Here is a 22175-nt window from a genome sequence, read left to right as displayed (position 1 = left end):
TGCTTTGTTTGTTTTGTATGCTATTATATAGCTACAAGATACATATTTTTTTGGGATTACATACATATTGAGTGTTTTTTAGAAATTTTTAGAGGGAGTGAACATATGTTCAAATTTAACGAAGAAAAAGGACAGCTAAAATGTTCGTTCTGTGGGAAGTCACAGTCTCAGGTTAGAAAATTAGTGGCAGGACCTGGTGTATATATTTGTGACGAATGTATTGAGCTTTGTACTGAAATTGTTCAAGAAGAGCTAGCAAAAGAAGAGGAAGTAGAGTTTAAAGACGTTCCGAAACCGAAAGAGATTTGCGAAATTCTTGATGAATATGTTATTGGTCAAGACAATGCAAAAAAAGCCTTATCAGTTGCTGTTTATAATCACTACAAACGTATTAATTCAAACAGTAAAATTGATGAGGTTGAGTTATCAAAAAGTAATATTGCAATGATTGGGCCAACTGGTAGTGGTAAAACATTACTAGCTCAAACTTTAGCACGTATTTTAAATGTACCATTTGCGATTGCAGATGCAACTTCATTAACAGAGGCTGGATATGTTGGGGAAGATGTTGAAAACATTCTTTTAAAATTAATCCAAGCAGCTGATTATGATGTAGAACGTGCTGAAAAAGGTATTATTTATATCGATGAAATTGATAAAGTTGCACGTAAGTCTGAAAACCCATCAATTACACGTGATGTATCAGGTGAAGGTGTTCAGCAAGCACTTTTAAAAATTCTTGAAGGAACTGTTGCAAGTGTACCTCCTCAAGGTGGTCGTAAACATCCACATCAAGAATTCATTCAAATTGATACGACAAATATTTTATTTATTTGTGGTGGAGCATTTGATGGCATCGAACAAATTATCAAACGTCGTTTAGGTAAAAAGGTAATTGGTTTCAGTGGAGATTCTGAAAAGAGCGATTTAAGCTCAAAAGAAATCCTAAACCACGTATTACCAGAAGACTTATTACGCTTTGGTTTAATTCCAGAGTTCATTGGACGTTTACCAGTTTTAGCTAATTTAGAGCAACTTGATGAAGCATCATTAGTTGAAATTTTAACTAAACCTAAAAATGCTTTAATTAAGCAATATCAAAAATTGCTAGAGCTTGACCAAGTTGAACTTGAGTTTGAGGATAGCGCTTTAACTGAAATTGCTAAAAAAGCAATTGAGCGTAAAACTGGAGCTCGTGGACTACGTTCGATCATTGAAGGGATTATGTTAGATATTATGTTTGAATTACCTTCACGTGAGGATATTCAAAAATGTATTATCTCAGCAGAAACTGTTAAAACTGGTGCAGCTCCTAAGCTTGTATTAGAAGATGGAACAGAATTAGAGTTAAAGAAAAAAGCAAATAAATTAGCATAAATAAAAAACCAAATGCATTTGCATTTGGTTTTTTATTTTCACCTTTTTTTAGTGAGTTTTTTGAATTTTTTATAAATGCATTGGGATTTTACTAGGTACACCATGTCTTTAATTTTTAAAATTGGTTTATCCTTCCATTTTAAGGGCGATACTAAAAGTAATTTCTACTTCAGTGGAGGGGTAAAGAATGAGTTTAACAACTATTATTTTATTAGCTCAATTAGCATTAGGTACAATCGTTGCATTGTATTTTATTCATTTATTAAAAGGTCAACGAACAACTAAAGTTTCGATTGATAGGGAATCTAAAAAAGAAATGGAGCAGTTACGTAAATTAAAGTCAATCTCGTTAACAGTTCCGTTAGCAGAAAGAGTTAGACCAACCACTTTTGATGATATAGTTGGCCAAGAGGATGGAATAAAAGCATTAAAAGCTTCACTTTGCAGTGCGAATCCTCAACATGTGATCATTTATGGGCCTCCTGGTGTCGGAAAAACGGCAGCAGCAAGACTTGTATTAGAAGAAGCGAAAAAGAGCCCGAATACACCGTTTAAACAAGATGCAGTATTTATCGAATTAGACGCAACAACTGCTAGGTTTGATGAAAGAGGAATTGCAGATCCTTTAATTGGTTCAGTTCACGATCCAATCTATCAAGGCGCAGGTGCGATGGGGCAAGCGGGTGTTCCTCAACCTAAAAAAGGTGCTGTAACCGATGCGCATGGAGGTATTTTATTTATTGATGAAATAGGTGAGCTTCATCCAATTCAAATGAATAAAATGCTGAAAGTACTTGAAGACCGTAAAGTGAAATTTGAGAGTGCATATTACCAAGAAGAAAATCCTTCTATCCCCGCACATATTCATGAAATTTTCAAACACGGTTTACCAGCAGATTTCAGATTAGTGGGTGCAACAACAAGATCACCGGAAGATATCCCGCCGGCAATTCGTTCACGTTGTTTAGAAATATTTTTTAGAGAATTAGAACAAGATGAAATTCAAGCAGTAGCTAAACGATCTGCTGAAAAAATTGAATTAAGTCTTTCAGAAAAAGCGTTAGAATTAGTTGGTACATATGCAAAAAATGGTCGTGAAGCGATAAACTTAATTCAGTTAGCTGGTGGTATGGTTTTAACTTCTGGTCGAAAAGAATTAATTGAAGATGATATTGAGTGGGTTGTATCTGTCAGTCGTTTATCACCAAGACTTGTTAACAAAATTCCAGAAGCTCCTACTGTAGGATTGGTAAACGGTTTAGCTGTTTATGGAGCAAATATTGGTGCGTTACTACCAATTGAAGTTAGTGCAATGAAAGCAAAAGAAATCGGTAAAGGTACAATTACAATTACTGGAATTGTTGAAGAAGAAAGCTTAGGTAATCAAGCTAAATCGATTCGCAGAAAAAGTATGGCAAAAGGCTCATTAGAAAACGTTACGACAGTCTTACGAAAAATTGGTGTACCAATCGATGACTATACGATTCACATTAATTTTCCGAGTGGTGCATTAATTGACGGCCCATCGGCAGGGATTGCCATGGTAGTAGGTATTTTTTCAGCTGTTAATAATGTCCCAGTATTAAATACAATCGCTTTGACTGGTGAAATGAGTATTCAAGGCGATGTCAAACCAGTTGGTGGTGTTCCAGAAAAAGTAAAGGCAGCGGTTAAAGCAGGAGCAACTAAAATTATTGTACCGAAAGACAACGATCAAGCTACAATACATCAGTATAAAGATGTAGAAATATTAGCAGTAGATCGCATTGAAAAAGTTCTCCACGAAGTCTTTAAAGATAATTGGAAATTTGAATTACCAACTCAAACAAAAAATGATTTCCAGCAATTAACATTGTTTGAAGAGAATCAATCGCAATCTATGTAGATAAAAAGAAGTGTTCGAATCATTTCATATTGAATAAATAAAGAATACAAACTATTTTTGCATTCTATTTTTCAATGAATTGATCGAACACTTTTTATTTTGTAGAAATGATTTGCTTTTAGTGTTAATCAATAAAATCGCTAAAAACAATTATTTATGTTATGTTCTAGACAGTTTTTGATGGATTTTGTCGCTTCTTTTTTTCTTTTAATGCATATCATTGTAAATGATATATATGTTAAGGTAAAATAACTAAATAGAATGAAAAACATGGAGGTGTAACGTAATGAATGTTACAAAAGAAAAAGTTGTACCCCTCCTACCTTTAAGAGGAATTAGTGTATTTCCTGCCACTATTGCACATCTAGATGTAGGAAGAATGAAATCGATAAAGGCTATACAAGAAGCTGATGAGTTAGATCATTTAATTTTTGTTGTTACTCAAATAGATGCAGATACAGAAAATCCAAAGATTGACGAATTGTACCAATTTGGAACTTTAGCTAAATTAACACAAAAGATTACACTTCCAAATGGCACTGTTCGTATCACTGTAGAAGGATTACACAGAGGGAAAATAAAATCAATTATTGATCAAAATGATTTCTTAACTGCAAAGGTAGAAGAATATCCAGATGTAGAAGACGAATCTAAAGAGCTACGTGCTTTAATGAGAACTTTATTGCAGCATTTTAAACAATACAGTAAATTATCAAAGCGTATCTTACCAGAGACGATTGCTTCAATTGTTAAGCAAGACCGTCCAGGTAAACTTGCAGATGCAATGATCGATTCAATTCCATTAAGGGAAGAAGAAAAACAAAAAATATTAGCAACAATTGATGTTACAGAACGAATACATATTATCTTAAATTTCCTTCAAGATGAAAAAGAATTATTAAAGCTTGAAGAAAAGATTGGTTTACAAGTTAAGAAAAATATTGATAAAACTCAAAAAGAATATTTCTTAAGAGAGCAACTAAAGGTAATTCAACGTGAGCTAGGTGATCGTGAAGGTAAGACCGAAGAAGTTGATAAGTTTTTAACAAAAATTGAAGAAGCTAATATGCCAGAAGAAACGAAGGAAATAGTGTTAAAAGAGTTAGCTAGATATGAGAAACTTCCTCCTAATGCTGCTGAGGCAGGTGTAGTTCGTACATATTTAGATTGGATGGTAGCACTACCATGGTCTAAGCAAACAGAAGACACACTAGATATACATCGTTCTGAAAAGATACTAAATAATGAACACGAAGGTCTTGAAAAAGTAAAAGAAAGAATTTTAGAATATTTAGCTGTTCAACAACTTACAAATTCATTGCGTGGCCCAATTTTATGTTTAGCTGGTCCTCCTGGTGTTGGTAAAACATCTTTAGCGAAATCAATCGCAAACGCTTTGTCTAGAAACTTTGTACGTGTTTCTCTAGGTGGCGTTAGAGATGAATCAGAAATAAGAGGACATAGAAGAACTTACATTGGAGCTATGCCGGGTCGTATTATCCAAGGTATGAAGAAAGCAGGAACAAATAATCCTGTATTCTTACTAGATGAAATTGATAAAATGTCTAGCGATTTTAGAGGAGATCCAGCTTCAGCAATGTTAGAAGTTTTGGACCCTGAACAAAATCATACTTTTAGTGATCATTACATCGAAGAGCCATTTGATTTATCTCAAGTATTATTTGTAGCTACTGCAAATGATTTATCAACTATTCCAGGTCCATTGCGTGATCGAATGGAAATTATTACTTTATCTGGATATACTGAACTTGAAAAAGTTAATATAGCAAAAAAACATTTATTCCCTAAAAAATTAGCTGAGCATGGCTTAAATAAATCTACTGTACAAATTCGTGAAAGTGCATTGGTTACAATTATTCGTCATTATACACGAGAAGCTGGAGTTAGGTCTTTAGAGCGAGTTTTAGCTACATTATGTAGAAAAGCTGCTAAGTTGATCGTTTCAAACGAAAGACAAAAAATAATCTTTACCGATAAAAATATTGAAGAATTTTTAGGTAAGAAAACATTCTCTTATGGTCAAATGGAAAGTGAAGACCAAATCGGGGTAGCAACTGGTTTAGCGTATACTGCATTTGGTGGAGACACACTTTCTATTGAAGTATCACTATATCCAGGAAAGGGTAAACTAACTTTAACTGGTAAGCTAGGGGATGTAATGAAGGAATCAGCACAGGCTGCGTTTAGCTATATTCGCTCAAAAGCAGAAGAGCTGAATATTGACGAAAATTTCCACGAGAAATATGATATTCATATTCATGTTCCAGAAGGTGCTGTTCCAAAAGATGGTCCTTCAGCTGGTATAACGATGGCTACAGCATTGATTTCGGCATTAACAAATAAACCAATTCGTAAAGAGGTTGGAATGACTGGAGAAATCACATTACGTGGTCGCGTATTACCAATTGGTGGGTTAAAAGAAAAAATGCTTAGTGCGCATCGTGCAGGTTTAACGACTGTTATCATACCAAAAGAGAACGAAAAAGATTTAGAAGATATTCCACCATTGGTGAAAGAAGGTTTAACTGTTATTCCTGTTTCACATTTAGATGAAGTACTTGCGCATGCAATAGTAGGAGTGAAAAAATGAAAGTAACAACAGCGGATATTGTCATAAGTGCAGTCCGACCAAATCAATATCCAGATACACAATTTCCTGAAATCGCTTTGGCAGGTCGTTCAAATGTTGGGAAATCTTCATTTATAAATAAAATGTTAAATCGTAAAGCATTAGCCCGAACATCATCAAAACCTGGAAAAACTCAAACATTAAATTTCTTTCTAATTAATGAACAGCTTTTCTACGTTGATGTACCAGGTTATGGTTATGCGAAAGTTTCCAAAAAGGAAAGAGAAGCATGGGGTAAAATGATCGAAACATATATAACAACTCGTGAGCAATTAAGAGCTGTTATATTACTCGTAGATTTACGTCATTCACCAACAGAAGATGATGTAATGATGTATGATTTCTTAAAGCATTACGGGATCCCAGTCATCATAGTAGCTACTAAAGCTGATAAAATCCCAAAAGGAAAATGGGATAAACATGCAAAAGTAGTTCGTGAAAAGTTACAGATTGAAGAAGGAGATGAATTAATTTTATTCTCATCTGAAACTGGTATGGGGAAAGAAAAAGCATGGTCTGTAATTGATCGTATGTGTAAATAAAAAAACTGGTGGAGAACATTCCACCAGTTTTTTTGTGCCTCAAACCGCTACTTTCTTAACTTCAATTCTTCGATTAATAGAAAAAGAAGGCTCAAAGAATGAAAATATTGTTTCCAATTTTTTACATTTACATAAACAAAAGTTTTAAAGGAATCTGACTATATATAGGTTCAATCGCTAAAGAAAGTTCATTATACATATGGCGGATAATAATATTTTAGGGAAAATTTACCTTTTATTCCATATTTTTAATCTGTAAACTATTACTTAGTTATTTTTTTGGGAGGAAAGGAGAGAAATGGATTTTTCCCTCTAGAACGATAGGAGCTAATACTGTTTTTTTAACCTCTACAATATTTTTGACATTATTCCGCATTCCAAGAACCACCAATCATCCCTTAACATGCTTCAAAAAAACACTTAGGAGCCAAACAAGATCCATTAATTTGTTAACAGAAAAACATATCTAGTAAGTTAAAAAATAATTAACTTTAACTATTCTTGTCTGCTTACTTTTTATTTCACAGAAAATTCCGCACTCATATTGTTTTGTATATAAAATTCAACTATCACTTACTTTTACTAACTAGTTGCATTTTGCATTACAAAAAAACACTTACATGTAGTTAGATTTAATCAGTTATCTTTAGGATTTAGATAATATTTCTTTGGAATAGAACTCGAGATATCGTATTTAGGAAAATTACTATTTTAATAGAGGAGACAAATATGATGGCAAATAAAGTGAGAATACTAATGAATTTTTTATTGATCTTTGTAATGATTCTTAGCGGATCTGGTCAAGCTGTGTATGCCCAGAGTAAAAACGTTGCTAATCAAGGGGGGGATACAAATTCTAGTGAACGAAATGTGAAGCAGTGGTTAAGTGAATATGAATTCTATGAAGATACTAGAATAGCAAAAATCTACGATCAGACTGCAATTAATGAATTAAAGCGCTTCGTACCAGTCATAAAAGAAACTAATGCTAAGTTTGATTCCAAACTGATCGCGCAAATTGATGATACCAAAGACTTAAAACAAAGGGATATAAATGAACTTGATACACTTCAACAATTGATTAATGAATATGAACAAGCTATTGAAGAGGAATACATACAAGAAGAAATTCTTAAAAGTGATCGGCTTATGGAAATCAAACATAAGCTAACCATATGTCTTTGGGGATATGTAACAAAAAATGATTTTAATGTACCAACTGAAGTACTCCTTTCAGATATACTCTTTAATTTTTATTTATCTGATAAAATCGTCAATAAAAATGCTATAGGCATCTTCAAAGATATATCAGATCATGTAGAACACAACGGTAATAAACTAAAAGCTCATTTGAATAACGCTGTGAAAATGTCTGAAAAAGCTAACGGATTTTTAGAAAAAGATCTTGCAATCCCTGCAGCAAAATCTTATCAAAATGCATATAAACAAGTTTTATTTGGACTTGAGAAAGCCGGCTATTCATTTAACACAAAATTCTTTGAATCTACTTCAGACACGGATGGCGACTCTATAACAGATGGAATAGAATTCCGAGAGGGAATGAATCCATTTAAAAATGATACAGATGGTGATGGGTTGCAAGATCATACCGAATATGAGGTCAGATCATTTCTTTCCCCAACAAAATACGATTCAGATCAAAATGGTATAAGTGATGCAGATGAAGATATCGATGAAGACGATCTAAGGAATATAGATGAGCAATCTTATCAAACTAATTTAATTAAGGGAGATTCAGACCAAGATGGTTTAACTGATGGATTTGAAGTACACCAGTTCAAATCATTACCTAATACATTTGATACAGAAAACGATGGGCTAAGTGATGGAGATGAATATGCGCTTAAGACGAATCCGAATGCTAAAGACAGCGACAATAACGGAGTCGAGGATACAAAAGAACTCTTTACACAATCAATTAGAAAATCATTGATTCAACCTGATCAATCAGAAATTAAAAGCATTGAAGTTGAGTTTAGAACAAATGATAACATTAATAAAACAACTAGAATTAGTAACTCTAACAATCTAAATATTAAAACAACTAATTTACAAGGTACTATTGGTTCTCCTGTAAGCATCAATACGTACTCGAAATTTGAAAAAGCAAGTATTAAGTTTACGTATGATGAAACGAAATTAGAAGACTCTTCGGAAAAGGATCTAGCCATTGTTTGGTACAACGCAGATGAAGAAATGTATGAAAGCCCTCAAGCTGAGTTAAATACAAGTGAAAATACAATAAGTGTGGAAACTACTCATTTTGGCGAATTTATGGTGGTTGATAAGAAAAAATGGTTGGAACTTTGGGGGAGAGAAATCGACTACTCAAAACCTGATATTTCAAATGAAATGCTGTTTCAAAACAGTACAATGAAAACAGGCCTAGAAAATTATCTAGCTAAAAGCAACGAGAAATCAAATGGCATTGTTACTAGCGATGATTCAGATGATGGAGGTACAGAACCGAAAGATTCTGATGGGGATGGTTTATACGACGTCTATGAAATTAAAGGAATGAAAACACCATACGGTATAATTTACTCAGACCCTAATAAGAAAGATACTGACGGAGATGGATTAACTGATGGTCAAGAAATGGGGCAATTAAAATCTTTTACGATCGTAATTTTTGGCATAACAATTCATTTTGAAGGATTCTTTCCAACAAGTTTCCCAAACCGAAAAGATAGTGACGGAGATGGAAAGTCTGATAAAGAGGATTCAAGTCCGTTTTATGCTGAATATTCCGATACAGTAGTGTTTCAGTCAGATAGGCCAGCAGGCTATGATGAAAATGGAAATGTAGCGAACGATATGACAACAAATGATTATACAGAAGATGAATTAAAAGACATTAGCTGGATGTTCAGACTTCAATTACTTGAATCTTATTTCCCGAATATACTCTTTTCTGAGTTCAAGGATATGTCGACAAGTTTATTTTCAATGGGAGATATGGAAGATGTTGTTTTAGATATGATTGATCATTTTAAAGATGGAACTGGAACAGATTATAGAAACCAGACATTAACGAAAGAAGCGAGTGAGCATGAAACAACGAAATCCTATATTGAATTTGTCAAAAATGCATTAGTTGATGAGCTAAAGACTAATGGAGGGAATTTGACCGCACTTAAGTTTGATAAAAGTACAAAGAATACAAATGAATTTTATAATTTTGTACAGAGAAATGCTAGTTATCCGACGTTTAGCACATGGAATGATCGAGTAGGTGGACTTACAATTACAGTAAATGATACTTGGGGAAATACCATCACCGTAAAAAACTATTCTGTAGAGAATAATCACTTTAAAGGTGTTATGCGTGTTCGTTTATATGATCATTTCGGGTTGGATCAGCCAGATGTGGAGAAGGTGTATGTCAACTTAGCAGGATTCCGTTCTTGGTTTGTCTTACAGCATTATGATGATTATGATGGGAAGTATAGGCCATTTGTTACTGTAATGGAAATGGATATACCATTTGAGGGGAATTTAAGTGATTAAGTTTAATGTTAAAATGATCGTTTTAATGTTTATTATATTTATACCTTTATTATCCTTAATAGGATGTAATAAGAATGAGGAATCAAGTGGAGAAATAAAGATTTTTGAAATAAATAATACAGAAGAAATCGTAGGAAAAAAGAATGATGAAGAGGTGCGCTATAAAAAGCATTATATGATTCTAAATCCACCAAAAAATCTAAAAGAATTGAAAGAAATAATTGAAAAATACAGTAAGGAACATCCAATTGATGAAGAAAAGAAGGATATAGAAGGTGAAAATAGGATCTTTGAAATGTCCTTCTATAGGGAAAGTAAGGATTTGCCAAGCGACTGGGAGCCGGATGAAAGTTACATGAATACAGATCGACTAGAACATCATAAGAATGATCTAATTGCCTATATCGTTTGGTCAGATGCGAAACCAGAAAAAGAATACGATTTATATGATAAAAGTAAGAAAGGTCAGATAAATAAAAGGATGCGTTTTATTGGGGATCAACTTATTAAATGATAAATTGTGACATTTGAACTTGAACTTGAACATTCATTATAGACGTTGGACCGCTATCGCGCATTTAAGTACTTACCTATAAGACCATTATCTTAAATAAAATACCCTATAGAATAGATACTTAATAAAAGTCTATTCTATAGGGTATTTATAATCCGCCAGCTTTTAATCTTTAACACATCTCTATCTTATTTTCCGATTGCTTTTAATAAATTCTCTTCACAATAAATATATAAACGATCAGTAGAATCACTCTTTTAGCTTTTGAATATTCAACTGTTCATTTATCGCTAATAAGGTTGCTCCTTTTTCAAATAAATGTAGTAAGGCATCTTCATGCGTTTTCCATTCTTTATTAGGCTGTATGACATGTATATTGCTTCCATCAAAAAAAGTTGAAACCTAATTAAAAGAGACAAATTTTTTCCATAGCACAAGGAAGTATAACAAAGTTCTGCCTCCTTTAAAAACTGCTAGTTATGTATAAAAAGGTATGCTTATTTTTTTGAGAATAGAAGATATAGACCGATAACAGCAATTAAAATTGGCCAATATTGTTGAAAATAAGTTACTTGTGATTGGAGTGAACCAAGCATTGTTGAAAGCTTTTCATTAAAAAGGAAAAATAAAGACATAATAAATAATAGTAAACCAGGTAATACCTCACCTTTTCCTTTTCGAGATTGTAGTAACATTCCGATTGAAATGATGAGTGTAAGTACGGACCAGTGGTTTGGCCAAGTTTGAAAGTGCTCGATCGCATAAAAATGAACTCCAAACCCTAGGACGACAATTCCGGGAAATACATAGTGGGTTTCTCTTCCTTTAAAAGCTTGAACTAAAAGTGCAATACCAGTAATCAAGATCGGAGTCGTCCAAAATGTGAAAATCTGTAAAGCCGGGACTTGCCATTTTGAAATAAGATAATAAATGCCAAAGCCAATTAATAGGATTCCAATAAATAATCGATTTTTTTTCATTTGCAACTCCTGTTTAACATTATTTGTAATCACTTTTATTTTAAAATTATTGTATAATAAAATTTGTGAACATTTAATAGTATAAATCGGATTAAAAATTCTACAAAATACTACATTTATGATAGCATATTGATGTAGAACATAGATATGATATTTTGCTTTAGCAAAGATAGAGATAAAAACACAAGTTTGTACAAAGTTTTTAGGGGGGCTTTAGGGCATGCACATCATTACAATAGGGATTAATTATAAAACTGCCCCAGTTGAAGTGCGAGAAAGGGTAGCATTTGCTCCAAATGAACTACAGGACGCAATGAACTCATTAAAAAATGAAAAAAGCATTTTAGAAAACATTATTGTTTCTACTTGTAATCGTACGGAGATTTATGCAGTTGTTGATCAAGTTCATACTGGTCAATATTATATGAAACGCTTTTTATTACAACGCTTCGGCTTAAAAGATGAAGAGTTATCGCCATATTTAATCATTAAAACTGGAAATGATGCAATCAATCATTTATTCACTGTTGCAAGTGGTTTAGATTCAATGGTAATAGGTGAGACTCAGATTCTTGGACAAGTAAAAGATAGTTATTTACTTGCTCAGGAGAATAATGTAATTGGTACGATCTTTAATCAATTATTTAAGCAAGCCATTACATTTGCTAAAAAAGTTCACTCAGAAACTGGAATCGGTGAAAATGCTGTATCTGTAAGTTATGCTGCTGTAGAGCTATCAAAAAAGATATTTAGCAATTTAAAAGGATGCAATGTACTGATTGTTGGAGCAGGGAAAATGAGTAACTTAGCTTTACAAAACTTGTATGCTCAAGGTGTAGGAAAAGTAACAGTTATAAACCGTACTGTTGAAAATGCTATTAGACTTGCAGACCAATTTAATGGAATTGGAAAAGGGTTAGAATCACTTGAAAACGCTTTGAAAGAAGCTGATATCGTTATTAGTTCAACCGGATCAAAAGAATACGTGATTACTGAAAAAATGATTCGTCGAATTGAAAAATCAAGAAAAGGTAACCCATTATTCTTAGTTGATATTGCTGTTCCTAGGGATATTGAACCTTCAATTCACCATATTGATAGTGCATTTTTGTATGATATTGATGATCTTCAAGGTATTGTTGCAGAGAATTTAGCAGAGCGTGAACGTGAGGCAGTAAAAATTAAGAAGGCAGTATCTGAAGAAATTGATAATTTTCAAACTTGGTTATCAATGCTAGGTGTTGTTCCAGTCATTTCTGCGTTACGTGAAAAGGCGTTAGATATTCAAGCAGATACAATGAGTAGCCTAGAGAGAAAACTTCCTCATTTATCTGAAAGAGATTTAAAAATTATTCAAAAGCACACAAAAAGTATCGTAAATCAACTTTTACGCGATCCAATTATGAAAGCAAAAGAAATGGGTACATCTAAACACTCAGAAGCACAAATTGCCCTTTTTAAAGAAATATTTAGTCTAGATGAACTTTTACAAGAATCAAAAGAAGAAAAACACATGCAAACTAACCAAGAAAAAGAGACTATTTCTTTAAAACAAAATTTAGGTTTTTTATGAGGTTTAGTTAGTGGCGCTTTTGGAAAGTAGTTTTATATATCACTTATTAATCTTATTGTTTGCATGGAGTATCGTTTTTTCTTTTATAGATTTTATAGATACAAATAGGATGGCAAGTCGAGTAGCATTTTATTTGCTAGCAATTGTTTGGGTGTTTTCTTCTGTTTTAATGATTTACACCGTTAGCCATTATAGCTTATATTCCTTTATTACTTCCAGGGAAGGGCTATATATTTATGTATGGATTATCATATCGTTATCAATGGTTATTAATTGGGTAGTAAAGCTAGAGTACTTAGTTTTCTTTACAAATGTTGTTTCATTTTTAGTTTTTTCATTATCAATTTTAATTCCGAAAGCGGGTAAGACTGCAACATTAGTTGACCAGTTAAAATCGGAGTTATTGTATATCCATATTGGACTTGCTTTCTTAGCATACGGCGCTTTTACACTGTCCTTTATTTTTTCGGTTATGTACATTTTTCAATATGTTTTATTAAAAAAGAAGAAATGGTCTACACATTTAAAGAAATTGGGGAGTTTAGGCAAGCTGGAAAAAATGTTTATTACATTTAATTTATTCGGGGTTCCACTAATGCTAACTTCCCTTATTTTAGGTGTGATTTGGGCAAGTATTCGAGTACATACCTTTGTTTGGTATGATATGAAAGTGATAGGCTCATTTTTTGTTTTAATCATGTATAGTACATTTATGTATTTAAAGGTAAGCAACCGTTTTTATGGCAAATCTCTTTGCATATTTAACATCTGTTGCTTCTTAGTTTTGTTCGGAAATTATGTTGTTTCAAATCTATATTCAAAGTTTCATTTATGGAGTACGTAAGGAGATGTAGCAATGCGTAAAATAATAGTTGGTACAAGAAGAAGTAAACTAGCATTAACACAAACGAAATGGTTTGTAGAGAAACTAAAAGAAGTAGCACCTGATTATGAATTTGAATTAAAGGAAATCGTTACAAAAGGTGATGTGATACTTGATGTAACCTTGTCAAAAGTTGGAGGAAAAGGTTTATTCGTTAAAGAAATTGAACACGCAATGCTTACGAGTGAAATTGATTTAGCTGTACATAGTATGAAGGATATGCCGGCTATTTTACCAGAAGGTTTAATGATTGGTTGTACTCCAAAACGTGTTGATCCTAGAGATGCTCTACTTTCAAATAGTGGCAAAGGATTAATGGAACTTGAAGAAGGATCAATTGTTGGGACAAGTAGTTTAAGGAGAAGTGCTCAAATAAAAGCAGTTCGACCAGATCTACAAATTAAATGGATTCGTGGAAATATTGATACACGTATTCAAAAGTTAAAGGATAATGAGTACGATGCGATTATACTTGCTGCAGCTGGATTAAAAAGAATGGGTTGGGCAGAGGAAAGTATAACTGAATACATTGACGAAACAATCTGTGTACCAGCAGTAGGTCAAGGTTCACTTGCTATCGAGTGTCGTGAAAATGATACAGAAATCCGTGAATTACTAAATAGACTTAATGATGAATTAACATATACAACTGTAGAAGCTGAACGTGTATTTCTTCATAAAATGGAAGGTGGTTGCCAAGTTCCTATTGCTGGATATGCAACGATCGATGAGAAAGATGAAATCTCGTTAACTGCATTAGTAGCTAAACCGGATGGAACAATCATTTTAAAAGAAACAGTAAAAGGTACTAATCCAACTGAAATTGGTGAAAAAGTTGCAAATCTATTAATTGAACGTGGAGCAAAGGATATTATAGATTCTGTAAAAGAGGCAGCGGATGAATAATTCCTTAAATGGAATGAAAATATTAGTGACAAGGGCAGCGCACCAAGCTGATGAATTTAATCAATTAATTCATCAGTTTGGTGGATGTCCTATTAATCTTCCACTTCAAAAAATAGTTAAAAGTGATATTTCAATTAATGAATTGGAAAAATTAGTTCTTGATTCAGAATGGATTTTATTCACAAGTGTAAATTCAGTCAATTACTTTGTGCAATGTATTACAAAGCAGCTTAAAGAAAAAATTCTTCAAAAAAAAATTGCTGCTGTCGGCGAAAAAACAAAGAATCGATTAATTGAAGAAGGATTTGAAGTAGCGTTCCTTCCAAGTCAATTTACTGGTAAAACATTTGCTTCTGAGTTAAGTTACATAGTAGAAAAAGGAACAAAATTTTTATTTATACGTGGCTCTTTAGCGAGTGATAACGTACCAAAAATACTAGGAGCAAATGGTCATATTGTTCATTTATTAACTGTTTACGAGACCATTGCAAATCAAAGTATAAAAAATGAACTGTTGAACCTATTAGTAAATAATAAGCTAGATGTGATTACATTTTTGAATCCATTCAGTGTAGAACAGTTTTGTTATTTGATAGAAAATGCAATTAGTATGGGAGATTTAAAAAACATTCAAATTGCTTGTATCGGGGAAGTAACCGCACAAAAAGCTAGAGAAAAAGGTTTGAATAATATTATTGTTCCTAGTAAATTTACAACTGAGGCTTTAATAAAAAAATTAGTAGATGATCTTGGTTAATCAGATTGTCTTTAAAAAGAAGGAGAAAAAAATGACTTATTCTATTCCGTTTGATCGTCACCGTCGTTTAAGAAGAACACAAGCATTACGCTCTATGGTTAGAGAGACACATTTACATAAAGAAGATTTTATTTATCCTCTTTTTGTAGTTGAAGGACAAGGTGTAAAAAATCCTATCAGTTCAATGCCTGGTGTATTTCAATTTTCATTAGATGAATTAAAAAAAGAAATGGATGAGATTGTATCATTAGGTATAAAATCTGTCATATTCTTTGGTATTCCTGATGTAAAAGACTCAGTAGGTTCAGAAGCTTATTGTGCAACTGGAATCGTTCAACGCGCGATTTCACAAACGAAAGAACAATATCCTGAAATGATAGTGATTGCAGATACATGTTTATGTGAGTATACAGATCATGGGCATTGTGGAGTTTTAGAAGATGGGTATGTTAATAATGATGAATCGTTAATACTATTAGCAAAAACAGCAGTAAGTCAAGCACAGGCTGGCGCAGATATTATTGCCCCTTCAAATATGATGGATGGATTTGTAGCAACAATTCGTCATGCTTTAGATGAAGCTGGATTTGATAATATTCCAATCATGTCATATGCCGTAAAATATGCTTCAGCATTTTATGGACCATTCCGTGAGGCAGCTCAAAGTGCTCCTGGACAAGGTGATCGTAAAGCTTATCAAATGGACCCAGCAAATCGTTTAGAAGCGTTCCGTGAAGCAGAATCAGATACAGTTGAAGGTGCAGATTTCCTAATTATTAAACCAGCTCTATCATATTTAGATATCATTCGTGATATTAGAAATAACTATCACCAACCAATCGTTGCTTATAATGTAAGTGGAGAATATGCAATGGTTAAAGCTGCTGCTTTGAATGGTTGGATTGAAGAAGAAAAAGTTGTAATGGAAAAATTAATCAGTATGAAACGTGCTGGTGCAGATATGATTATGACTTATCATGCTAAAGATGCTTGCAGATGGTTATCAGAAGGGAAGTAAAAATAAATGAGATCATATAACAAGTCAATTGAAGCTTTTGAAGAGGCAAAACAAGTACTTCCTGGTGGAGTAAATAGTCCGGTACGTGCATTTAAAAGTGTTAATATGTCACCAATTTTTATGAGTCATGGAAAAGGCTCTAAAATATATGATATTGATGGAAATGAGTATATCGATTATGTACTTTCATGGGGACCTCTAATTTTAGGTCACTCAAATGAGCGTGTAGTTGAAGGTTTAAAACGAACAGCAGAAACTGGTACTAGCTTTGGGGCACCAACATTAAAAGAAACAGAATTAGCTAAACTTGTTATCGAAAGAGTGCCTTCGATTGAAGTTGTTCGAATGGTTAACTCAGGAACAGAAGCGACTATGAGTGCCCTTCGTCTTGCACGCGGTTATACTGGTCGAAACAAAATCTTAAAATTTGAAGGATGCTACCATGGGCATGGGGATTCTTTATTAATTAAAGCAGGTTCTGGTGTTGCTACACTTGGATTACCAGATAGCCCTGGTGTACCTGAAGGCGTTGCATCTAATACAATCACTGTCCCTTATAATGATTTAGAAAGTATAAGATATGCGTTTGAACAATTTGGAGATGACCTAGCAGCGGTTATTGTTGAGCCGGTTGCAGGGAATATGGGGGTTGTTCCACCAGTTGAAGGTTTCTTAGAAGGTTTAAGAGAAATTACGACTCAATACGGTACATTATTAATATTTGATGAAGTTATGACTGGCTTCCGTGTAGGGTATAATTGTGCACAAGGTCATTTTGGTGTAACACCTGATATCACTTGTTTAGGAAAAGTAATCGGTGGAGGTTTACCAGTAGGTGCATACGGTGGTAAAGCTGAAATCATGAATCAAATTGCTCCAAGTGGCCCGATTTATCAAGCTGGAACTCTTTCAGGAAATCCTTTAGCGATGACAGCTGGTTACGAAACATTAAGTCAGCTATCAAAAGAAGATTATGTAGAATTTAACCGTAAAGCTGATCTGCTTGAAGCTGGTTATAAAGCTGCAGCTGAGAAATACAATATACCACATTGTATTAATCGTGCAGGATCAATGGTTGGATTCTTCTTTACTAATGAAAAAGTTGAGAATTACGAAACAGCAAAAACTTCTAATTTAGAAATGTTTGCTAAATACTATCAACTAATGGCTGAACAAGGTGTTTTCTTACCACCATCACAATTCGAAGGTTTATTCCTATCAACTTCACATACAGACGAAGATATTCAAAAAACGATTGCAGCTGCTGAATACGCATTTTCGCAATTAGTTTAAATAAAAATGGTGTCCTTTTTTAGGGCGCCATTTTTTGTTATCGAAATAGTGTTGGTAAAGCTTAGAGAAAAGATGTTGAGAATTATCGATGCTTCATGCTGTATCTGGATATCGAAAAAAGTTGCACCCAATATTGAAAAGGACCCTGCATGTAAAATACGAAGAAATTTTTTCGTGATACTATTCGTACATTGCTTACTAAATCATAATCTTGATTTCTGTTTTTTCTTCATTCTGCGATTTTTAATCCTTTCTAAATATAAAATAACAATCTTTTCTTCATAAATTTTTCGTTTCTTTCATAAAAATGTAATGTCATAGACCAAATTGGACGATGAGAGGAGGACATTAAGGTGTCTTCAGAAAATCAAACAAACATTCGCTTTTCATTGAAAGAAACTGTCTGGTTCCAAAAAGGACAGGAAGTTAAAGAGGTAAGGTCACTCTCGTTAAATCCAGACATTACTATACAGCAATTTGAAGAATATGTTCAAGTGAAGGGTGTCTTAACCTTAGAAGGTAATTACACACCTGATTTGGAGAATCAAGGTGATTATTATTCATTAAGAGAATTAGCACCTTCAAGAATGATCGAAAATGTAATCGTTCTTGAAGATGGAAGTTGTGATTTGAATCATCAGTTCCCTGTAGATATTTCAATTCCACTAACTAGAATTACTGATCTTGAAAATCTATGTGTTTCTGTTGAGACATTTGATTATCAACTGGCTGAAAAAGGCAGTATTCAAATTGCTGCTGATTTATGTATTTCTGGTCTTCATGATCATAATAGGGCAGTAGAAACTTATCAAGAACAAAGAGGGTATGAGCAATATAATAACTACTCATACGAAAATGATTACCGTTCAAGTAATGAAGCAAATGAGTATCAAGAAGAAAGGGAAGAAGAAGAACAATTCCAGTACTTCCATCAACCAACTTCAAATCAAGAAACAAGTGAACAAGATAATCTTTACGGTAGTGATTGGATTCAATCCCTTGAGGAGGAAGATGAGCAAGAAGAACAAGACACATATCCAGGGCAACCTACTTACTTAGAGGTCTTTTCGCCTGAAGAAGTAGTTGAAGATCGCGTCGAAGCAGTTGAAAATGAAGCTGAACATTATTATGAGTTAGAAGAAAGTAATGAACAAAGTTTTGATCAAAATAATGAACAAAGTAATGATCAAAGTTTTGATCAAAATAATGAACAAAGTAATGAACAAAGTTTTGAAGAGGAACAACAAGAAGAACATTCTAATGTTGAAATTATGGCCCAGTCGGAGCAATCAGAACAGTTGGAAGAACAGTCAGAAGCTCATGAGGTAGAAGAATATGAAGAAGTATTTAGGGGCTTTAATATTTCAACTGAGGCATTAGAGCCACAAGCAGTGGATAAAACCCCGAGCTTTTTAATGAATAATAATCAAGCAGAATCTAGTCAAAGTGAGAATGATACACAGGTATCTAACAATGTAAATAATACGTATAATGAGCGACCTAGTTTCTTGAATAATGATTTTAATGTACACAGTTATTTAAACAATTCATTAAATAGTAGACCTAGTTTCTTAGATAATGATTTTAGCACTTTGCAAAATGCTACTAACGAAAGCAATGCACAAAAAGAAATCGAAAAATATGAGGAACTATATAATCGATCTTTAGAGCAAAACTATCAACCGTATGTTAACCAACAATATCAGCAAGCACCATTTGCATATAATCAAAATCAGCAACAATTCTATCAAAATCCATTCCCTGCAGTAAATCAAGAGAATACTGTGGCGAATCCAAATGATGTTCGTCAAACACCACCTTATTATGCGGATTATTATCAAGCTCAAGTAGAGCAGCAAGAAGCACCACCTGAATTGCCAAAAGTAGAAATAAAAGCTGAATCAGTTGTAAATGAAGAAGTAAAAGAAGAAGTAAGCGAAGCAAGAAGCGTTAAAAGTGACAATCTACTTTCAAGTTTGTTTACTGGTGAAGGAAGAGAAGATTCTTATACTAAACTAAAATTATATTTAGCTCAAACTGGAGATACAATTGAATCCGTAGCTAAAAAATACAACCTACAAACACAGCAGTTAAATCGCGTTAATAACTTGAATGATGAATTTTTATCGGAAGGGCAAATCATTTATATTCCTGTATCTGCTATAAAACAATAACAATATGGTGAGAGCTTTGTATTAGTTAGCACACTTGTCTACTAATACAAGGCTTTTACGCATTTAGAAAGTGAGAGTGACGCATCTTGTATAGAAAACCAAAAGATGAAATAAGCGTCATTTTAGCACAGTATCACATTGTTCCAAATTATTTTGAAAAGGTCGGTAAGGTCGTTAAAATCTATACGAATCAAGGTGTATTTGCACTAAAAGAAGCTAATGTGAATCGAGTTTATAGAAATAATTTGATTGAAAATGTTCGTTCCCTGCAAGATAAAGGTTTTCGAAATGTTGTACCAATCTATCATACCCAGAGTGGAGATTATATTGTTGAATTTAATACGAAGCATTACTATTTAATGCCGTGGATTGAAAGTGTTGATGAAAAGTCAGATGAGAATTTACATTTTCAACGAATGTTTACTTCACTAGGTAAAATGCACAACAGTACACAAAAAGAGAAAAAGGTAGATAAAGATCAATTACAAACCCATTATGATACTTTAACAAAAAGGTGGAGTAAAGATAAAGAAGTATTGGAAAACTTCATTGAAGTTGCTGAAGGAAATTGGTATATGTCACCTTATGAACTAAGTTATTGTACGTATTTTCATAAAATATTAAGTGCACATCAATTTGCTAAGGGACAGTTAGAAGAATGGTTTAAAAAAATGAAGGAAACTGAAAATACTAGAGTTGTCATGAATCATGGAAATTTATCTATTTCTCACTTTCTTGTAAATAAGAGAGGTGAAGGTGTCTTTATCAATCTAGAAAATGCACAAGAAACTACTCCAATTCAAGATTTAACTAACTATTACAAGAATTCTTTTAAAACATACCCTATACAGCAACCTGATCGTAATAATTGGCTTAAAATGTATGAAAAGAATTTTTCATTAAGAGAAGAGGAAAGAATGTTATTTTTAAGCTATATGGCATATCCAACTCAGTTTTCTTCCAAAATCTCTAAATATTTAAAGCGAAAAGGGGTTAATAATGAAAAAGACAATGTGAGAGATTTATTAAATGCATACTGGCATATGATTAATATTGAATATTTTGTCTCTAAAATACAAGAAGATATTGAAGCAGCGAAATCGATAGATGGTTTATGATTTTAGATTGCTTAATTAAGAGAAAAAAATTAAAAACATCTATCCAAAAAATGGATCACCGCATTAATATAAGCAGCATGGATAGATGTTTTTTAATTTAATTATTTTACATGTCGTTTAATTGCGTTTACTATACTTTTACGTACAAAATCCTTGTCTTTAATATGATCTTTTGAAAAAGAAATTCGAACATTATTTTCATCCGTACTAAAGAACTTAGCAAACTTACCTGTAGTTTCTTTTTGTTTTTGATTTAGCTGAAGAATTACGTCGACCGTTTTGTCAAAGCTTATATAGTTAACTTCAACCTCCTCTAATTTTCCGCGGAATTCACCGTTCATTGGGTAAAATTCAAATTCTTGAATAATTTTCCCATATTTCTTTTTGTTTTCACTATCTCTTAATACAAATCCTTCTTCTTGAAGTGCTTGGATTACCGTTTTTAATCCTATTGAAGGAACTACTTGAACGCCATCAGCATCGTATTGGTCAACGGCTTTTTCTATTTCTAAATGAGTTTTAATCCAAATATGGGATTTATGAAGTGATACCGGTGTATTTTCAGATAAGGTGAAAAAGAAAGGAATAACAACTTCTTCATTTGCATTAATTATTTGGTCAACTGATACGATAAATTTTTGTAAAGTACCATTTTTGTTTATAATTTTATCATTTGATTCAACTTGATATTCAGTCATTACATGTAAAAAGACGGAATCTAGTTCTTGTTTAACTCGACCACCTTTTATATATAACTCACCTTTTACTCGTTCACCAGCTTGATATTCTTTTTTTTCAAGCTTCGTATCGATTCTCGTTCCACCGATTCCGAGAACACGAGCTAATGTATTTTTAAATAAACCCATGAATATCCCCCTAAAATTATATCTACATACTATATAATTATCGCATAATTAAATAAGTACTAGTATACCAAAATGTTAAATAATCATTACAATTATTTTTCGTATTTT

At 33.0% G+C, this 22175-nt stretch carries 16 protein-coding genes; 14 read left to right on the top strand and 2 right to left on the bottom strand.

What is annotated here, in order from left to right; translation table 11 throughout:
• Positions 1-105: 105 nt before the first annotated feature.
• The 6 genes from clpX to ACSBO6_RS16300 all read left to right on the top strand — a co-directional run bounded on the left by clpX (position 106) and on the right by ACSBO6_RS16300 (position 10499).
• Positions 106-1377 (top strand): ATP-dependent protease ATP-binding subunit ClpX, encoded by a 1272-nt coding sequence (clpX, locus tag ACSBO6_RS16325; RefSeq protein ID WP_098843830.1) that lies wholly within the window; start codon positions 106-108, stop codon positions 1375-1377.
• A 187-nt stretch (positions 1378-1564) separates the two neighbouring features.
• Positions 1565-3262 carry an ATP-dependent protease LonB gene (gene lonB / locus ACSBO6_RS16320; protein ID WP_098843829.1) on the top strand — a complete coding sequence of 566 codons (1698 nt, stop codon included), beginning with the start codon at positions 1565-1567 and terminating at the stop codon, positions 3260-3262.
• A gap of 286 nt (positions 3263-3548) precedes the next feature.
• Positions 3549-5873, top strand: a complete 2325-nt coding sequence (gene lon / locus ACSBO6_RS16315) for an endopeptidase La (protein ID WP_498843686.1) — start codon at positions 3549-3551, stop codon at positions 5871-5873.
• Positions 5870-6454 carry a ribosome biogenesis GTP-binding protein YihA/YsxC gene (gene yihA / locus ACSBO6_RS16310; protein WP_098843827.1) on the top strand — a complete coding sequence of 195 codons (585 nt, stop codon included), beginning with the start codon at positions 5870-5872 and terminating at the stop codon, positions 6452-6454. Before lon ends, yihA begins: the two co-directional genes overlap by 4 nt.
• 732 nt (positions 6455-7186) lie before the next feature.
• Positions 7187-9985, top strand: coding sequence for a DUF3289 family protein (locus ACSBO6_RS16305; RefSeq protein WP_498843685.1), 2799 nt, complete (start codon positions 7187-7189; stop codon positions 9983-9985).
• The gene (locus tag ACSBO6_RS16300; protein ID WP_098843825.1) at positions 9978-10499 is read left to right on the top strand and encodes a hypothetical protein; all 522 of its coding nucleotides are present in this window, start codon (positions 9978-9980) and stop codon (positions 10497-10499) included. Before ACSBO6_RS16305 ends, ACSBO6_RS16300 begins: the two co-directional genes overlap by 8 nt.
• Before the next feature lie 497 nt (positions 10500-10996).
• Here ACSBO6_RS16300 and ACSBO6_RS16295 read toward each other — a convergent pair whose 3' ends face one another.
• On the bottom strand, positions 10997-11479 hold the full coding sequence (locus ACSBO6_RS16295) for a LiaF transmembrane domain-containing protein (protein WP_098843824.1): 483 nt from the start codon (positions 11477-11479) through the stop codon (positions 10997-10999).
• Between the two features lie 220 nt (positions 11480-11699).
• Between ACSBO6_RS16295 and hemA the strand changes: the two genes are divergently transcribed.
• The 8 genes from hemA to ysxE all read left to right on the top strand — a co-directional run bounded on the left by hemA (position 11700) and on the right by ysxE (position 21201).
• Complete coding sequence (gene hemA / locus ACSBO6_RS16290) at positions 11700-13052, top strand: glutamyl-tRNA reductase (RefSeq protein WP_098843823.1); 1353 nt, start codon at positions 11700-11702, stop codon at positions 13050-13052.
• Between the two features lie 10 nt (positions 13053-13062).
• Positions 13063-13896 (top strand): cytochrome c biogenesis protein CcsA, encoded by an 834-nt coding sequence (gene ccsA, locus ACSBO6_RS16285; RefSeq protein WP_098843822.1) that lies wholly within the window; start codon positions 13063-13065, stop codon positions 13894-13896.
• A gap of 12 nt (positions 13897-13908) precedes the next feature.
• Positions 13909-14841: a hydroxymethylbilane synthase gene (gene hemC / locus ACSBO6_RS16280; RefSeq protein WP_498843684.1), complete on the top strand. Its 933-nt coding sequence runs from the start codon at positions 13909-13911 to the stop codon at positions 14839-14841.
• Complete coding sequence (locus ACSBO6_RS16275) at positions 14834-15598, top strand: uroporphyrinogen-III synthase (protein ID WP_498843683.1); 765 nt, start codon at positions 14834-14836, stop codon at positions 15596-15598. Before hemC ends, ACSBO6_RS16275 begins: the two co-directional genes overlap by 8 nt.
• 31 nt (positions 15599-15629) lie before the next feature.
• Entirely contained in the window at positions 15630-16616 is a 987-nt protein-coding gene (hemB, locus tag ACSBO6_RS16270) for a porphobilinogen synthase (RefSeq protein WP_498843682.1), read from the top strand.
• Between the two features lie 6 nt (positions 16617-16622).
• Complete coding sequence (gene hemL, locus ACSBO6_RS16265; protein ID WP_098843818.1) at positions 16623-17909, top strand: glutamate-1-semialdehyde 2,1-aminomutase; 1287 nt, start codon at positions 16623-16625, stop codon at positions 17907-17909.
• A 353-nt stretch (positions 17910-18262) separates the two neighbouring features.
• Positions 18263-20083, top strand: a complete 1821-nt coding sequence (gene spoVID, locus ACSBO6_RS16260) for a stage VI sporulation protein D (RefSeq protein ID WP_498843681.1) — start codon at positions 18263-18265, stop codon at positions 20081-20083.
• 86 nt (positions 20084-20169) lie between these two features.
• A complete protein-coding gene (ysxE, locus tag ACSBO6_RS16255) occupies positions 20170-21201 on the top strand; it encodes a spore coat protein YsxE (RefSeq protein WP_498843680.1) in 1032 nt (343 codons plus the stop codon).
• Positions 21202-21302: 101 nt separating this feature from the next.
• Here the strand turns inward: ysxE and ACSBO6_RS16250 are convergent, their stop codons facing one another.
• The gene (locus tag ACSBO6_RS16250; protein WP_098843815.1) at positions 21303-22067 is read right to left on the bottom strand and encodes a sporulation protein; all 765 of its coding nucleotides are present in this window, start codon (positions 22065-22067) and stop codon (positions 21303-21305) included.
• Positions 22068-22175: the final 108 nt, after the last annotated feature.

This window comes from Bacillus sp. AL-1R, from assembly GCF_052180195.1.
Lineage (GTDB): Bacteria > Bacillota > Bacilli > Bacillales > Bacillaceae_G > Gottfriedia.
The sequence above is the reverse complement of the archived record's forward strand: the minus strand, read 5'-3'. Positions and strand labels throughout refer to the sequence as shown.

What these genes read in the sequence shown, in the direction of transcription:
- clpX (WP_098843830.1), top strand. Translation starts at nt 106, where the DNA reads ATGTTCAAATTTAACGAAGAAAAAGGACAGCTAAAATGTTCGTTCTGT.
- lonB (WP_098843829.1), top strand. Translation starts at nt 1,565, where the DNA reads ATGAGTTTAACAACTATTATTTTATTAGCTCAATTAGCATTAGGTACA.
- lon (WP_498843686.1), top strand. Translation starts at nt 3,549, where the DNA reads ATGAATGTTACAAAAGAAAAAGTTGTACCCCTCCTACCTTTAAGAGGA.
- yihA (WP_098843827.1), top strand. Translation starts at nt 5,870, where the DNA reads ATGAAAGTAACAACAGCGGATATTGTCATAAGTGCAGTCCGACCAAAT.
- ACSBO6_RS16305 (WP_498843685.1), top strand. Translation starts at nt 7,187, where the DNA reads ATGGCAAATAAAGTGAGAATACTAATGAATTTTTTATTGATCTTTGTA.
- ACSBO6_RS16295 (WP_098843824.1), bottom strand. Translation starts at nt 11,479, where the DNA reads ATGAAAAAAAATCGATTATTTATTGGAATCCTATTAATTGGCTTTGGC.
- hemA (WP_098843823.1), top strand. Translation starts at nt 11,700, where the DNA reads ATGCACATCATTACAATAGGGATTAATTATAAAACTGCCCCAGTTGAA.
- hemC (WP_498843684.1), top strand. Translation starts at nt 13,909, where the DNA reads ATGCGTAAAATAATAGTTGGTACAAGAAGAAGTAAACTAGCATTAACA.
- ACSBO6_RS16275 (WP_498843683.1), top strand. Translation starts at nt 14,834, where the DNA reads ATGAATAATTCCTTAAATGGAATGAAAATATTAGTGACAAGGGCAGCG.
- hemB (WP_498843682.1), top strand. Translation starts at nt 15,630, where the DNA reads ATGACTTATTCTATTCCGTTTGATCGTCACCGTCGTTTAAGAAGAACA.
- hemL (WP_098843818.1), top strand. Translation starts at nt 16,623, where the DNA reads ATGAGATCATATAACAAGTCAATTGAAGCTTTTGAAGAGGCAAAACAA.
- ACSBO6_RS16250 (WP_098843815.1), bottom strand. Translation starts at nt 22,067, where the DNA reads ATGGGTTTATTTAAAAATACATTAGCTCGTGTTCTCGGAATCGGTGGA.